This is a genomic window from Ensifer sp. PDNC004 (assembly GCF_016919405.1).
GTDB lineage: Bacteria > Pseudomonadota > Alphaproteobacteria > Rhizobiales > Rhizobiaceae > Ensifer.
Map to the genome: position 1 here is coordinate 1955924 of NZ_CP070353.1, position 13530 is coordinate 1969453.

Consider the following 13530-nt stretch of genomic DNA (forward strand, 5'->3'; position numbering starts at 1 on the left):
CTTACGCCTGCGTGCCGCCCACCGTGATCTGGTCCATGCGCAGATGCGGCTGGCCGACGCCGACCGGCACCCATTGGCCGGCCTTGCCGCAATTGCCGATGCCGGTATCGAGCTTGGTGTCGTTGCCGACCATGGTCACCCGCTTCATCGCGTCCGGACCGTTGCCGATCAGCATGGCGCCCTTGACCGGCGCGCCGATCTTGCCGTTTTCGATCAGGTAGGCCTCAGTGCAGCCGAAGACGAACTTGCCTGACGTGATGTCCACCTGGCCGCCGCCGAAGGAGACGGCATAGATGCCCTTCTTCACCGAGGCGATGATTTCCTCCGGCGTCCTGTCGCCCGAGAGCATGTAGGTATTGGTCATGCGCGGCATCGGCACATGGGCATAACCCTGGCGACGGCCGTTGCCGGTGGGTTGCATGCGCATCAGCCGGGCGTTCTGCCGGTCCTGCATGTAGCCGACGAGCTTGCCGTCCTCGATCAGCACGTTGTAGCCGGACGGCGTGCCCTCGTCGTCGATCGAGATCGAGCCGCGGCGCGCCTCGATCGTGCCGTCGTCGACGACGGTGACGCCCTTGGCAGCCACCTGCTCGCCCAGAAGGCCGGCAAACGCCGAAGTCTTCTTGCGGTTGAAGTCGCCTTCAAGACCATGGCCGACGGCCTCGTGAAGCATGACGCCCGGCCAGCCGGAGGCAAGCACCACATCCATAGTGCCGGCCGGCGCGTCGATCGCTTCGAGATTGACGAGCGCCTGGCGCAGCGCCTCGTCGGCGCCCATCTTCCAATTTTCCTCGGTGACGAAATCGCCGAAGCCGCGACGCCCGCCGGTGCCGAAGGAGCCGCTTTCCTGGCGGTCGCCATCGCCGGTCACGACGGAGATGTTGATGCGCGTCATCGGCCTGACATCGTGGACACGATGACCGTCGGCGCGCAGGATATCGACGACCTGCCAGCTTGCCGCGATGGTCGCCGTCACCTGGCGGACCTTGGGGTCCTTGGCGCGCAGATAGGCGTCGATTTCCTGAAGCAGCGCGACCTTCGCCTCGAAGCTGGGCGCGCCGATCGGGTTTTCGTCGCCATAAAGCTTCTTGTTGGTGCGCTGCGGGGCTGCGGCGTAGGAGCCGGCATAGCCGCGCGTCACCTGCGCCACCGCGTCGGAGGCGCGGCGCAGTGCCGACAGGGAAAGCTCGCCGGAATGGGCATAACCGACCGCTTCGCCGGCAACGGCGCGAAGGCCGAAGCCCTGGTCGGTGTTGAAGCTGCCGCCCTTGAGCCGGCCATTGTCGAAGGACAGCACCTCTGCCTGGGCATGTTCGAGGAACAGTTCGCCGTCGTCGGCACCGGCGAGCGTTTCCGAGAGAACCTTGCGGACCGTTGCCTCGTCGGCATCGAAGAGGCTCATCAGATCGGTGTTCATAGTGGCACGCTCCCGCGTCAGGAATTTCTATCGCCTCCATTTAGGAAGGCGGCGGGTTCAAGCCAAGGAAAATATCACCAACTGCATGTTTCCCTGATCCGCACCGATCGACGCAAACATGCGGCGGTTTAGGTCGCTATAGCGACGCGTTCCAGCCATCGAGCCGTTCCACGCGCTCGACGCCAGCGAAGCGGGCAACCCGATCGAGCTCGGCATCGATGCGCTCCAGGCGTCCGGCCGAGGCGCGAACGCCCTTTTCGAGCCAGAGCCTGCGGACATCGAGGCTGCCGCGCTTGCGGTCCGCCTTCATGTCGATGCGGCCGATCAGCCGGTCGCCCTCGATCAACGGGAAGACGTAATAGCCATATTCGCGCTTGGCTTCGGGGACGAAGATCTCGATGCGATAGAAGAAGCCGAAGAGCCGTTCCGTGCGATTGCGATCGCGCAAGAGGGGGTCAAAGGGGCTGAGCACGCGCACCCGGCCGGGCGGCTCGGGGATATCCCCGAGTGCTTCCGGAAACCCGGCGAAGGCGTAGGAGACACGCGGACGTCCGCCATCGATCGCTTCGATCTGCACTTCCACGAGTTCGTCGCGATGTTCGGCCACCCAGGTCTTCGCCTCCTCGGGCGATACCAGATCCCAAAAGGCGGCGATCTCGCCATGGGTGGCAAAGCCGAGACGCTCCAACGCGCTGCGGCAGGCCCAGTCGATGAATTCCGGATGGCTGACGTCACCCTCGTTGTGGTGCGGCGGGATCACTCTTTCCGTGAGATCGTAGACCTTCTGGAAATTCTCGCGCCGCGCGATCGCAAGCTTGCCTGTGCGCCACAGCACTTCCAGCGCCGTCTTCGACGGATGCCAGTTCCACCAGCCACCGGATTGGTGCTCGGCTTCCTTCAGATCGCGGGCAAGCACCGGGCCGCCTTCGGCAATCCGCTGATAGGTGTCGTCGCAGCCTTTCTCGAAACCCTCGCCTCGCCACGCCTTCCAGCGCTCGACGATCGTCTCGCCTTCCCACTTGAAGCGATGCTTCCAATAGCGGAAGAAGCTGCTGGGAATGATCGAGGCATCGTGGGTCCAATGCTCGAAGAGGTCGCGATCGTCCTCCAGAAGCGCCGTCAGATGTTCCCGACGATAGGTCTGGTTGCGGGAAAACAGGATCTGGTGGTGAGCACGCTCCACCGTGGCGATGCTGTCGACCTGCACGAAGCCGATGTCGTGGATGAGCTTCAGCAGGCCCTCCTTGCCGAGCGCGCGGTTGGGCGCGCCTGAAAGGCCCTGCTTGGCGAGGAAGATGCGACGGGCGTCGCTGTTGGAAAGGCGAATCGTCATGGCGAGGAGAATAGGCTTATATTCCCATAATTCAAATAGAGCATCGATCCCTGGACCGCATTGCCCTTGTTGTCGCACTTGGCCTATAGAGCAACCCGAAAACGGCGCGGGCCGGAGACAGCGAGGAACGGAATGGACATCCGCTTTACCGATTGCGCGGTCCGCTTCGGCGAGCGGGTGGCTTTGCACCCCCTGACGCTCACGCTCAACGAAAAACGCATCGGCATTATCGGCCTCAACGGCTCCGGCAAGACGACCTTCGCGCGCCTGATCAACGGCCTGGTGAAGCCCTCCTCCGGCGGCGTCACGGTCAACGGGCTCGACACGGTCAAAGACGATCGCGCCGTGCTTTCCGAAGCCGGCTTCATCTTCCAGAATCCGCACAACCAGCTGATCATGCCTGTTGTTGCCGAGGACATCGCCTTCGGGCTGAAGAACCGTGGGTTTTCGCGCGACGAGATCGATCGCCGGATGCAGGCGGCACTTTCGCGCTTCGGCATAGAACACCTGGCAAGGCGGCGCGTGCATGAGCTTTCGGGCGGAGAAACACAGCTCGTCGCCATGGCGAGCGTCGTCGTTACCGATCCGAAGATCCTGATCCTTGACGAGCCGACGAACCAGCTCGACCTGAAGAACCGGCGCCGTGTCGCCACGGCGATCGATGACCTGCCGGAGGATACGGTGGTGATCACCCATGATCTCGGGCTCGTCGAGACTGTCGAACGGCTGCTGCTCTTCCATGAGGGCCGACTTGCCTTCGACGGCAACCCGCAAGAGGCGATCCGCCACTATCACGAGATCGCCGGATGCTGACGAGCCTGCATATCGAGGGCAACAGCCTGCTCCACCGGCTGCCGGTCAGGGTCAAGCTGATTGCACTCGTGGCGTCGAGCATCGGGCTTTTTCTGAGCGCCTCACTCGCGGTTCAGGCGATCGCCTTCGTCGTTGCCGCCACTCTCTATCTCTCCGTCGGTCTCTCGCCCAAGGAAGCGCTGAAGCGCGTCGGCTTCGTCTTCCTGACGATCCTCTTTCTGGCGGCTGTCAATCTCTTTTACCTCTCGGTTTCCGAGGTCGCGACTTTGGCCTTGCGGCTGATGGCGCTGGTTCTTTTCGCTGCCGCCGTCACGGCGACAACAACGATCAGCGCCTTCATGGACGAGATCACCATTCTCCTGAGCCCGCTCGAGCGGCTTGGCTGGCTGAAGGCGGCCGATGTCAGCCTGGCGCTCGGGCTGGTGCTGCGCTTCGTTCCCGATATCTTTGCGCGCTATCAGGCGATCCGCGAAGCCCATCGCGCCCGCGGACTGCCTGTCCGGCCGTTGACGATCATCGGGCCGCTCATCATCCTGACGCTGAAGGATGCCGATACGATTGCCGCGGCGATTGACGCGCGCGGATTTCGCCGTCAATAAATTCGCGAATTCTAAAAGACAGGGAACCGGAACTACATGAATACCAGAGATCTCGTGCTCATCGCCCTCTTCGCCGCGATCGTCGTCGTGCTCGGCCTCATCCCGCCGATCACGCTCGGCTTCATTCCGGTCCCGATCACCGCGCAGTCCATGGGCGTCATGCTGGCCGGCTGCATCCTCGGCGCCAAGCGCGGCGCGCTCGCCTTCCTGCTGTTCCTGCTGCTGGTCGCCATTGGCCTGCCGGTGCTTTCGGGCGGCCGCGGCGGCCTTGCAGTCTTTGCCGGCCCGTCGGGCGGCTTCATCATCGGCTGGGTTATCGCCACCTTCGTCACCGGCCTGATCGCCGAGCGCGCCGTGCGTGAAGGCCAGGCAGAAACGCGCCAGTTCGTCGGTTTCTTCCTTGCCTCCGTCCTCGGCGGTATCGTTGTGCTCTACGCGATCGGCATGCCCTGGGTTTCCGCCGTCACCGGCACCCCGCTCATGACCGTTGCTGCCGGCTCGCTCGCCTTCATTCCGGGTGACCTGTTGAAGGCTGCGATCGCGACGCTTGCCGCACGCGCCGTCTACGCCGGCTATCCGCTGCTGCCGGCCCGCGCCTGAACCAATGCCGTTTGCCGCCGCGATCCATCGCCACGCGGAAGACCATCCGCATGCCCCGGCCTTCCAAATCGAGGGCCGGGTTTTCACTTTTGGTGACCTCACACGCATCGCCGGCGCACTTACCGAACGTTTCGGAGACTTGGTTGGGATTGCCGAACGACGCAGCGTGCTCGGCGACCGCTCTCGCCTGATCGCACTGGAGACGGGCAATCATCCGCTCTTCGCCGCTGCCTTCCTTGCCGCCACCAGCGGCGGCAACTGCGTCGCGCTGATCGATCCGCATCTGCCGGAGGCGACGCGCCAGACGATGCACGATCGCCTTTCGCCCGATCTCATTGTCAGGGCCGATGGCGCCAACCTCTCGCTCCATGCGCCCGCAAGCGGCAAAACGCGAACCTTCCGCGAGACCGATGGCAACGAGCGAAAGCTGCTCGCAGTCGGCGAAGACAGCGAGCCGTTCCTCATCGTCTTCACCTCGGGCACGACGGGCACGCCGAAAGCCATCATCCGCGATCGCGGCTCGTGGCGCAGAAGCTTGGCCACAGGCGAGCCCTTCTTCGGCATCGGCCGCGCCACCCGCACCTTTGCCCCCGGTCCGCTCGCGCACGGGCTGACGCTTTATGCGCTTGCAGAAACCCTCGTCGCCGGCGCCGAATTCATCGGGGCCACACATTTCGAGGCATCCCGGGCAATGTCCGTTATCGAGGCGAAAGCGGTCCAGCGACTGGCGCTGGTGCCGACGGTGCTGCGGCGGCTCTGCGCGGCAGCCGCCGGCCGGCCGCAAAGGTCGGTCAAACAGATCACCGTCGCCGGCGCCAAGCTGACCGAAAACGATCGCGAAACCGCGGCGCTCGCATTTCCGCAAGCCGATATCATCGAATACTACGGCGCCTCTGAACTGGGCTTCATCAGCGTTGCGACCAAGGGCGACACCGCTTCGGCCACCGCCGTCGGCCGCGCCTTTCCCGGCGTCACGCTCAGCATTCGCGACGACAAGGGGGACGAGCTGCCGACCGGTGAGACGGGCACGATCTTCGTCGACAGCGCCCTCATCTCCGACGGTTATGTCGGCGGCGCCGACGGCGCCGGGTTCCGTCGCCTTGGGTCGCTGGCGACGGTCGGCGATGTCGGCTTCCTCGATGAATGCGGCTCCCTGCATCTTCTCGGCCGCGCTGGTGGCATGGTGCTTTCGGGCGGCAACAACATCTACCCGCAGGAAGTGGAAGCGGTCCTCGTCGCCGATGCCGGCGTTCACTCGGCACTCGCGCTTGGCCTCGATCACCCGGATCTCGGCAGCGAACTGGTCGCCGTCATTGAGCCGGAAGGTGGTATGTTCGATCGGGAGGCGCTTGATCGTCATCTCGCCGCCCAGCTGCCGCGCTACAAGCATCCACGTCGCATCTGGCTCTGCCTGAATATGCCGATGACGCAGTCGGGCAAGGTAGCGGTAGGCACGCTCAGGCAATGGATCGCGGATGGAAACGATGCCCTCGACCTCATCGAATGACCCGGCACGCATACCTGTCATCATCGCCGCGCTCCGCACGCCTATCGGCCGCGTCAACGGCACGCTTCGCGATATCGAACCGTCGCAACTGGCGGCACCGCTGATTTCCCGCATTCTCCGCGATACCGGTGCAAGGACGAGCGAGATCGACGACGTCATTCTCGGCAATGCCGCCAACAGCGCCGGCAATCTCGCCCGGCTCGCCGCTCTCGAAGCCGGTCTGCCGGTCTCGACACCGGGCGTCACCGTCGACCGCCAATGCGGTTCCGGGCTGGAGGCGATTACCCTTGCGGCTCGGATGATCCAGGCGGGTGCCGGTCGGTTCTATCTGGCCGGCGGCACCGAGAGCGCCAGCCGCGCGCATATCCGCCTGAGGCCGCCGCTGGAGCGCGGCGGCGAGCTCGCGCCGGTCAAGCGTGCCCGCATGGCCCCGGACGAGATCGGCGACCCGGACATGGGCATGGCCGCCGAAAACGTCGCGACCGCCTGCGGGATCTCTCGTGAACGGCAGGACGCCTTTGCGCTTCAAAGCCATCGCCGCGCCGTCGAGGCCAATCTTGCCGGCCGGTTTTCCCGCGAAATCGTGGCGATCGACACGGTGGCAGGCCCTGTGTCGCGCGACGAGTGCCCGCGCGCCAATGCCTCGATGGCAACGCTGCAGAGGCTGAAACCGGTCTTCGTCGAGGGTGGCACGGTAACGGCCGGCAATGCCTGCCCGATCAACGACGGCGCAGCTGTGGTCCTGGTGACGAGCCTTGCCGAAGCGCGACGGCTTGGCATTCCGTTCGCGCTCGAATTTGTCGATGCCGCGACAGCGGGCGTCGATCCCAACCTGCTCGGCCTCGGCCCGGTTCCGGCGATGCAGAAGCTGAAAGCCCGACAACCGACGCTGGATCCGGCAAAGGTCGACTTCATGGAATTCAACGAGGCCTTCGCCTCGCAGGTGCTCGGCAGTCTCGACCAGCTCGATATCGCCGCGGATAGGGTCAATCTCGACGGCGGCGCCATCGCGCTCGGCCATCCCTATGGCGCCTCCGGGGCGATCCTCACGGTTCGGCTCTTCTCGCAGATGCTGGCATCGCCGGAAGGCACGGAAGGGCTGGCGATGATGGGTGTTGGCGGCGGCATGGGCATCATCGCGCTGTTTCGTTCGGTCCACCCGGTTTAAGCGGCGCAACTCCGGACGGAAACCGCTTCGCACTTTTCCTGGAATTGGTTTCTTGGTCCGCAATCCCGGACGGAAAACCGCTTCGCACTTTTCCTGGAATTGGTTTCTTGGTCCGCAATCCCGGACGGAAAACCGCTTCGCACTTTTCCTGGAATTGCTTGGGCTAGACCGAATAGGCCGCCAGCCATTCGCGCGTCGCTGAAGGCAGCGGCAGCGGCGTGTGGCGCTGCGGATCGACTGCGACCCAGACGACCTCGACTTCGGCCGCGAGCTGGCCGCGCGCTTCGACCTTGACGACAAAGCTGATCGAGCTGCCGCCGACCTTCGCCACGTTGACGGTAAGACGGGCCGGCTCGTCGTAACGCAGGCCACGGTGATAGACGCAGGCCGAACGACGGACGAGATAGCTCGGCTCGTTCACCACATGCGGACGGTGGCGCCAGAGGCTGGAAAGTGCCGCCTCCGCATGGGCATAATAGGCGGCATTGTGCATGTGGCCGTGCATGTCTATATCGCGAAACGGAATGCGGATTTCCGTGACGTTCTCCAGCTCCCTGCCGTCCATGCGAGGCTCCCTGACGATGCGCTCCACCCTCGTTAGCCAGTTCGGCGATCCCCGGCAAGTGATTGCGCTCGTCGACGCCGAACGCGTGGCGCCTGCGGCGGGCGAAGTCGAGGTGGCGCTGTCGCTCGCCGCCATCAACCCGTCCGATCTCATCCCGGTGACCGGCGCCTATAGCGCCCGCACCACGCTGCCCTTCGCGCCCGGCTTCGAGGGCTTCGGCACGGTGACGCGCATCGGCACCGGCGTCACGACGCTGAAAGTCGGCGACCGCGTCGTGCCGATCGGCGCCAGCGGTCTGTGGCAGGAGTATCTGATCCGGCCGGCCGCATGGTGTTTCGCCGTGCCCGAGGATATCGGCGAGACCGATGCTGCTACCTGCTACGTCAATCCGCTGACGGCGCTGCAACTGATCGAGGCGCTGCGTACGCATTTCGGCTCGCTCGATGGCCGCCGTATCGGCGTCACCGCGGCAGGCTCGGCGATCGGCGGCATGCTGATGAAGCTGCTGGCCGGCGAAGGCGCTGATACCACCGGCATCGTTCGAAGCGCACGCAGCGCTGAACGACTGGCAACCGAGGTCCCCGGCCACATCGTGCTTGGCGACGAGAGCCATGTGCCGCAGCTTCGCCTCGATGCAATCATCGACGCGGTCGGTGGCCCATATGCCGGCGATCTCATCCAGCGCACGCTCAACCCCGGCGGCGCCTTCATCCAGTACGGGGCGCTCAGCGGCGTGCCGGTGCCGCAGGCAACCATCCAGGCGCGGCCGGATATCCGCTTCTCCTTCCTGTGGCTGCGCACCTGGGTGCATTCGGCCGGGCGACCGGCGATCGAGGCGGCCTTTGCCAAGAGTTTCGAAGGTTTGCGGTCGGGTCTCTTTTCCAGCCGCATCGCGGAAATCTATCCGCTGAGCCGGCTCGACGCGGCGCTTGCGCATCAGGCGGATCCGGGCCGCGACGGCAAGCTGCTGCTCGATCCGCGCTGTTGAAAAATCTGTCTTTCGGCTGCGTCACCATGGACCTTGCGGGGTGCGCGCACTAGGTTCCGGGCATGACCACGTTCCTCTATGAAAATCCGGTCTTTCTGGAACACGAGGTTCCGGAGGAGCATCCTGAGCGGCCGGACCGGCTGAAGGCGCTGAACCTTGCGCTCGAACACCCGAACTTCTCCGATCTCAAGCGGATCGAGGCGAAGAAGGGAAGCGAAGACCTCGTGTTGCTCGCCCATCCGGAAGAGCATCTCGCTGCCGTCAGGCGCGCCATTCCGGAAGAAGGCCTCAACAATTTCGAGGCGGACACCTACGCGAGCCCCTTGAGCCTCGAGGCGGCGCTGACCGGGATCGGCGGGGCGACCGCCGCGGTCGACGCCGTCTTTACCGGCGAGACCGACAACGCCTTCGTCGCGGCGCGACCACCGGGCCACCACGCCGAGAAGAACAAGGCGATGGGCTTCTGCCTTTTCAACACGGTGGCGATCGCCGCCCGCTACGCCCAGAAGGTCCACGGCGCCGAACGGGTCGCGATCGTCGACTGGGACGTGCACCACGGCAACGGCACACAGGACATCTTCTGGGACGACCCCTCGGTGCTTTTCTGCTCGACGCACCAGATGCCGCTCTATCCCGGCACCGGCGCCAAGGACGAGACGGGCATCAAGGGCAACATCGTCAACGCACCGCTGTCGCCGAATATGGGCAGCGAGCATTTCCGTGAGGCGTTCCGCAGCCGGATCCTTTCCGCGCTAACAAACTTCCGCCCGGACTTCATCCTGATCTCCGCCGGCTTCGACGCCCACCACCGCGATCCGCTGGCGCAGATCAATCTCGTCGCCGAGGATTTCGACTGGGCGACCGGACGCCTGCACGAGATCGCCGATCGCAGCGCCGGCAACCGCATGGTCAGCCTGCTCGAAGGCGGCTATGACCTTCAGGGACTGGCCGAATCGGCCGGCCTGCACATTTTGAGACTGATGAGAGGGTAACGATGAACACCACCACGCAACCGGACGTTTCCACCCTCTCCTTCGAGCAGGCTGTCGAAGAACTGGAGCGGATCGTTTCGGCGCTGGAGCGCGGCGATGTCGCCCTCGACAAATCGATCGAGATCTACGAGCGCGGCGAAGCGCTGAAGAAGCACTGCGAAGCACTGCTGAAGGCAGCCGAGGACCGCATCGAAAAGATCCGCCTCGACCGCGCCGGCAAGCCGCAGGGCGTGGAGCCGCTCGACGCCGACTGATCACTCATCGCAATTCCGGACGGAAACCGCTTCACGCTTTTCCCGGAATTGCCAAGATCGGATTGATCGTCACGCGGAAACACTGCGTCCCGGCTTCGCCCCTACCCGCCTGGTTTCATAGGCGTTAGTACTTGATGCGACAGCAAAAACGGGAGCAAGCGCCATGTCTTTCTTTCCAGGCCCCGACCCGCTCGCCGGCGACAAGCCCGCCTGCGACGCCATCGAACATCTGATCGTTCCGCGCACCAGCGACATCGGCGGGCTGCAGGTTCGCCGCGCCCTGCCGACGGCGAAGCGCCGCCTGGTCGGCCCCTTCATCTTCTTCGATCGCATGGGACCGGCGCTGCTGCGCGCCGGCGAGGCGATCGACGTGCGCCCGCACCCGCATATCGGCCTGTCGACCGTCACCTATCTCTTCGACGGCGAGATCAAGCATCGCGACAGCCTCGGCACCGAAATGGTCATCCGCCCCGGCGACGTGAACTTGATGACGGCCGGCCGCGGCATCGTGCACTCCGAACGCTCGCCGGAGAACCAGCGCGGTCATGAGCGCTCGATCTCGGGCCTGCAGACCTGGCTGGCGCTGCCCGACCACAAGGAAGAAATCGACCCGATCTTCAGCCACACCGAAGAGCGAATGCTGCCGCATATGAGCGACAACGGCATCAAGGCGCGAGTGGTGATCGGCAATTTCGAGGGCGCGAAGTCGCCGGTCTCGGTCTTCACCGACACGATCTATGTCGACCTCAATATCGCACCCGGCAAGAGCGCCCCCTTTGCGGCGCAGTGGGAAGAGCGCGCGCTCTATATCCTCTCCGGCGAGGCAATCATTGCCGGCGATCATTTCGCCGACAACCAGTTGCTCGTCTTCCGCGCCGGAGACGAGATCACGGTCAAGGCCGGACCGCAAGGCTGTCACGTCATGCTTTTCGGCGGTGCAGCGCTCGGATCGTCCCGCCACATCTGGTGGAATTTCGTTTCTTCGTCCAAGGAACGCATCGAGAAAGCCAAGGAAGAGTGGCGCAGCGGACGCTTCGACATCGTGCCCGGAGACGAAGAGGAATTCGTTCCGCTGCCCGAGGGTTGACCGCGACCTAAAGTGGCACAGGCTGGGTGCGGAAAACCGCGCAACATTGCCTCATGGTGCTTGAATCGATTTCGATTCACAGAATCATGCGCTAGTCTCTTGGTTGATGACGCAGGAACGCCTAATTTTGCATTCAGCAACGATTGCGTCTAAAGAGCCGCTTCGACGGTACCCACCAACTATCGCGCGCCCGACCTTTGGGGCGCGCATGAGGCATGCAGCGTGACACAACTGCCAACCAATCCGATGCCGGCTACTCCCTTGCTCGACAAGGTGACTTATCCCGACGACCTGAAGAAGGTCGACGACAAGGATCTGCCGCAGCTTGCCGGAGAAGTCCGGGCGGAAATGATCGACGCAGTGTCGCGCACCGGCGGCCATCTTGGCGCGGGCCTCGGCGTCGTCGAATTGACGATCGCCATCCACAAGGTGTTCAACACGCCGCATGACCGGCTGATCTTCGACGTCGGCCACCAGTGCTATCCGCACAAGATCCTGACCGGCCGCCGCGACCGTATCCGCACGCTCCGTCAGGAAGGCGGCCTCTCAGGCTTCACCCGCCGCGCCGAGAGCGAATACGACCCCTTCGGTGCTGCGCATTCCTCTACCTCGATCTCGGCCGGCCTCGGCATGGCGGTCGCGGCCGATCTCGACGGCAAGAACCGCAATGTTATTGCCGTCATCGGCGACGGTGCGCTTTCGGCCGGCATGGCCTATGAGGCGCTCAACAATGCCGGCGCGCTCGACGCGCGGCTGATCGTCATCCTCAACGACAACGACATGTCGATTGCGCCGCCGACCGGCGCGATGAGCGCCTATCTCGCACGCCTTGCCTCCGGCCGCACCTATATGGGCATCCGCGAAGTCGGCAAGAAACTGACCGCCTATCTCGGCAAGACCGTCGACCGGGCGATCACCCGCGCTGTCGAACACGCCCGTGGCTACGTCACGGGCGGCACGCTGTTCGAAGAGATGGGCTTCTACCATATCGGCCCGATCGACGGGCACTCCTTCGACCATCTGCTACCGGTGTTGCGCAATGTGCGCGACAACGCCAAGGGTCCGGTGCTGATCCATGTGGTGACGCAGAAGGGCAAGGGCTATCCGCCGGCGGAAGCCGCAGCCGACAAGTACCACGGCGTCAACAAATTCGATGTCATCACTGGCGCGCAGGCGAAGGCCAAGCCGAACGCGCCCGCCTATACCTCGGTCTTTGCCGACGCGCTGACGCAGGAAGCCGGTTTCGACGACAAGATTGTCGCCGTCACCGCCGCGATGCCTTCGGGTACCGGTCTCGACAAGTTCGCCAAGGTCCATCCGTCGCGCTGCTTCGATGTGGGCATTGCCGAACAGCATGCCGTCACCTTTGCCGCCGGTCTTGCCGCCGAAGGCTACAAGCCGTTCGCAGCGCTCTATTCGACCTTCCTGCAGCGCGGCTACGACCAGGTGGTGCACGACGTGGCGATCCAGGGGCTGCCGGTACGCTTCCCGATCGACCGTGCCGGTTTCGTCGGCGCCGACGGCCCGACCCACGCTGGCTCCTTCGACACGACCTATCTTGCCACCCTCCCCGGTTTTGTGGTGATGGCGGCCGCCGACGAGGCGGAACTGAAGCACATGGTGCGCACGGCCGCTGCCTACGACGCCGGCCCGATCTCGTTCCGCTATCCGCGCGGCGAAGGCGTGGGCGTCGAGATGCCGGAGCGCGGCCAGATCCTCGAGATCGGCAAGGGCCGCATCGTCAAGGAGGGCTCCAAGGTGGCGCTGCTGTCCTTCGGTACCCGCCTGGCCGACTGTCTGCTGGCCGCCGAAGACCTCGACGCCGCCGGGCTTTCGACCACGGTCGCCGATGCGCGCTTTGCCAAGCCGCTCGACCATGATCTCATCCGCGAGCTTGCCCGCAACCACGAGGTGCTGATCACCATCGAGGAAGGTGCCGTCGGCGGCTTTGCCAGCCACGTGCTGCAGTTCCTGGCCGAGGACGGCCTGCTCGACGGCGGCCTCAAGGTTCGCCCGATGGTCATGCCCGACGTCTGGATGGAACAGGCCAAACCCGAGGCGATGTATGCCGCCGCCGGCCTCGACCGCGCCGGTATCGTCTCGACCGTCTTCAAGGCACTCGGCCAGAAGCAGGACATCGGGATCGGCGCTGCCGGCTGATAGGTCCTCGCATAGCATGAAACAGAAACCCCGGCTCATCGCCGGGG

The 13530-nt window shown here is 64.5% G+C and carries 13 protein-coding genes; 10 read left to right on the forward strand and 3 right to left on the reverse strand.

What is annotated here, in order from left to right:
• Position 1 precedes the first annotated feature (1 nt).
• On the reverse strand, positions 2–1417 hold the full coding sequence (tldD, locus tag JVX98_RS17840) for a metalloprotease TldD (protein WP_205239346.1): 1416 nt from the start codon (positions 1415–1417) through the stop codon (positions 2–4).
• Positions 1418–1553: 136 nt separating this feature from the next.
• A complete protein-coding gene (locus JVX98_RS17845; protein ID WP_192447594.1) occupies positions 1554–2750 on the reverse strand; it encodes a winged helix-turn-helix domain-containing protein in 1197 nt (398 codons plus the stop codon).
• A 132-nt stretch (positions 2751–2882) separates the two neighbouring features.
• On the opposite strand from JVX98_RS17845, the gene JVX98_RS17850 reads away from it, so the two are divergent.
• The 5 genes from JVX98_RS17850 to JVX98_RS17870 are packed head-to-tail and all read left to right on the forward strand — an operon-like array spanning position 2883 to position 7437.
• Entirely contained in the window at positions 2883–3563 is a 681-nt protein-coding gene (locus tag JVX98_RS17850) for an energy-coupling factor ABC transporter ATP-binding protein (RefSeq protein WP_192447595.1), read from the forward strand.
• Positions 3557–4162 (forward strand): energy-coupling factor transporter transmembrane protein EcfT, encoded by a 606-nt coding sequence (locus JVX98_RS17855; protein ID WP_205239347.1) that lies wholly within the window; start codon positions 3557–3559, stop codon positions 4160–4162. Before JVX98_RS17850 ends, JVX98_RS17855 begins: the two co-directional genes overlap by 7 nt.
• Before the next feature lie 36 nt (positions 4163–4198).
• Positions 4199–4762: a biotin transporter BioY gene (locus JVX98_RS17860; RefSeq protein ID WP_205239348.1), complete on the forward strand. Its 564-nt coding sequence runs from the start codon at positions 4199–4201 to the stop codon at positions 4760–4762.
• Between the two features lie 4 nt (positions 4763–4766).
• The gene (locus JVX98_RS17865) at positions 4767–6269 is read left to right on the forward strand and encodes a class I adenylate-forming enzyme family protein (protein WP_205239349.1); all 1503 of its coding nucleotides are present in this window, start codon (positions 4767–4769) and stop codon (positions 6267–6269) included.
• A complete protein-coding gene (locus JVX98_RS17870) occupies positions 6247–7437 on the forward strand; it encodes a thiolase family protein (RefSeq protein ID WP_205239350.1) in 1191 nt (396 codons plus the stop codon). The genes JVX98_RS17865 and JVX98_RS17870 overlap by 23 nt, the downstream gene beginning before the upstream one ends.
• Positions 7438–7600: 163 nt before the next feature.
• On the opposite strand, the gene JVX98_RS17875 is transcribed toward JVX98_RS17870, so the two are convergent.
• Positions 7601–8002 carry a thioesterase family protein gene (locus JVX98_RS17875; RefSeq protein ID WP_043619822.1) on the reverse strand — a complete coding sequence of 134 codons (402 nt, stop codon included), beginning with the start codon at positions 8000–8002 and terminating at the stop codon, positions 7601–7603.
• 16 nt (positions 8003–8018) lie between these two features.
• Between JVX98_RS17875 and JVX98_RS17880 the strand changes: the two genes are divergently transcribed.
• From JVX98_RS17880 to dxs, 5 genes are all read left to right on the forward strand, one after another.
• Positions 8019–8990 carry a zinc-dependent alcohol dehydrogenase family protein gene (locus JVX98_RS17880; protein WP_205239351.1) on the forward strand — a complete coding sequence of 324 codons (972 nt, stop codon included), beginning with the start codon at positions 8019–8021 and terminating at the stop codon, positions 8988–8990.
• A gap of 62 nt (positions 8991–9052) precedes the next feature.
• Positions 9053–9982, forward strand: a complete 930-nt coding sequence (locus JVX98_RS17885) for a histone deacetylase family protein (RefSeq protein ID WP_205239352.1) — start codon at positions 9053–9055, stop codon at positions 9980–9982.
• Between the two features lie 2 nt (positions 9983–9984).
• Positions 9985–10236: an exodeoxyribonuclease VII small subunit gene (locus JVX98_RS17890; RefSeq protein WP_173515809.1), complete on the forward strand. Its 252-nt coding sequence runs from the start codon at positions 9985–9987 to the stop codon at positions 10234–10236.
• Between the two features lie 163 nt (positions 10237–10399).
• Positions 10400–11323 (forward strand): pirin family protein, encoded by a 924-nt coding sequence (locus JVX98_RS17895; RefSeq protein WP_205239353.1) that lies wholly within the window; start codon positions 10400–10402, stop codon positions 11321–11323.
• A 246-nt stretch (positions 11324–11569) separates the two neighbouring features.
• On the forward strand, positions 11570–13483 hold the full coding sequence (gene dxs / locus JVX98_RS17900) for a 1-deoxy-D-xylulose-5-phosphate synthase (protein ID WP_034801149.1): 1914 nt from the start codon (positions 11570–11572) through the stop codon (positions 13481–13483).
• The last annotated feature ends 47 nt before the right edge of the window (positions 13484–13530 follow it).